Below are 2,021 nucleotides of genomic sequence, written 5' to 3' on the forward strand. Positions count from 1 at the left end.
GTTAATAAGCGATCGCATATGCTGTCATTATGGTTGGGAGACGCAAGGTTATAAACCACCAAAACAAAAAGAAGTATAGAAGCGTGACATCTCATGGGGGATTAGCATGTCACGCATCTGTACCTTGTGGTGTATATGAAAACAAGGATGTTGATTCTGTAAATTGGCGTTTTGCTAGTTGGAAGAATGTAGCGATTGCTTTATTTAATTTATTTTTGCCTCGCGCATGTGCAGGCTGTGATATTCCAGACTATATATTGTGTGAAAACTGCAAGAAAGCGTTGCAATGCTGGAAACGTGCACCATTTACCAGAACACTATGTGGATATCGCTACGCTTGTGGTTCGTATTCTACGGTTGTTCGTCGCGCAATATTGTTATGGAAGGATCATTTCGATATTGCATGTGACAAAATATTTGGTGAACTTATTGGCGATTTAGTAGTAGAAGTTATATCTAAATTTTTGCGCTCGCATTCTTGTTATATAAGTGAAAATCCTATATTTGTTATACCAGTTCCGTCATCTAAGTATTCATCAAGACATCGCGGGCGTAAACATATGTTGCCTGTTGCAAATTGTGTTGCTAAACGATTGTGTAATAGTGGCATTAGAGCATACGTTTTAGATATTGTAAGTATGAATGCTAGAATTACTGCGAAATCAGTGCAAACTTCCGGTTTTCGTGGAAGGTCTAACAGAATTTCTAAAGCGTTTAGCATCGATTTCAAAGAATTGAGAAAGCAAAAGTCTGAAAATCAACGCGAGTACAAAGCTATTGTATTGGATGATATTGTAACTACTGGCTCAACTATGAATAGCTGCGTTTCAACTCTACAGAGTAGTGGAATTACTGTTTTGGCATGCTTTTCTTTAGCGTGTGTATGCAATAAAGATGATCGTACAGCAGATTACGAATGTTAGTTTACTATTGTATTGCTATAGTTTAGCGGAAGCGTAATCTCAAAGTTTGGACCACGCTTATCGTCTACTACTTTTACAGTTCCATGGTGCAATTGTGCAGCCCAACGAGCAATTGACAATCCTAATCCTGTTCCTCCTGATTCTGTGCCAATTCGCTGATTTCCTTTAACAAATCTTCTGAAAATATCGGCGCGATCTTCTTGAGGAATTTGTTCTCCAAAATTCACAACATTACATATTACAGAGTTTTGGTTGTGATTAATATGAGCACTTATAAGAACACGAGTTCCATCATCTGAATGTTTTAGAGCGTTGGAAATAATATTAGTAAAAAGTTGCGAAAGACGAGCTTGATCTCCTGTTAATTCAATCTCATCATTAATTTGAACTTCAATATTATGATTATGACCTGAATCAGCTATTTCTAGTGGCTCAATAATTTCGTCAATAAAGTCTGTGAAATTAAATGAAGTTATATTAAGGCTTTCCGCACCTGCTTCAACTCTAGATAAATCAAGAAGGAAAGTAATAAGATCAGCAAGTCTATGAGTTTGGTTTAATATAGCTTCCATATTAGATGGAGTAGGATCAACAACTCCATCTGCAAGATTTTCAAGCATTGCTTGTAAAGCAGAAACAGGAGTGCGTAATTCGTGGCTTACGTTTGCTATAAGCTCTCTACGCATCTGATCTGCATGTTCAAGTTCTTCTGCCATTTCATTAAATGCAAGAGTTAATTTACCTACTTCGTCACGACGATTTTCTACAGCAACTCGTACAGAGTAGTCGCCATCAGCCATGGCTTCTGCAGCATTTTTCATTTGACGAAGTGGTGCTGTAAGTCCTCTAGAAAAAATGTATGTAATTCCTAGAGCAACAATAAGCGTTAATGGCATTGCAATCCAGCCATTTAGACCAGTTTTAAGTAAAAACCATGCCATTACAAAAGCAATTGCTGTTGCAAAAACAATAATTGCCGAAAGTTCAATTTTTAGAGATGAAAAAAATCCGACAGGTCTATTTGGATAATTATGCTTTATAGAAGAATTCGTAAATCGAGTTTTTGACTTATTTCTAAGTTGAGGATTTGAGTTTTTA

2 protein-coding genes are annotated in these 2,021 nt (G+C 36.7%); one reads left to right on the top strand and one right to left on the bottom strand.

Annotated features, from left to right (window positions below):
* Window positions 1-29: 29 nt before the first annotated feature.
* The gene (locus tag A5294_RS06230; RefSeq protein WP_064340723.1) at window positions 30-923 is read left to right on the top strand and encodes a ComF family protein; all 894 of its coding nucleotides are present in this window, start codon (window positions 30-32) and stop codon (window positions 921-923) included.
* Here A5294_RS06230 and A5294_RS06235 read toward each other — a convergent pair.
* Window positions 920-2,021 (bottom strand): cell wall metabolism sensor histidine kinase WalK (locus A5294_RS06235; protein ID WP_231880212.1); only part of this gene is annotated, 1,102 nt, incomplete at its 5' end. The genes A5294_RS06230 and A5294_RS06235 overlap by 4 nt on opposite strands.

Origin of the sequence: Gardnerella sp. 30-4 (genome assembly GCF_001641215.1) — a bacterium.
Taxonomy (GTDB): Bacteria; Actinomycetota; Actinomycetes; order Actinomycetales; family Bifidobacteriaceae; genus Bifidobacterium; species Bifidobacterium leopoldii.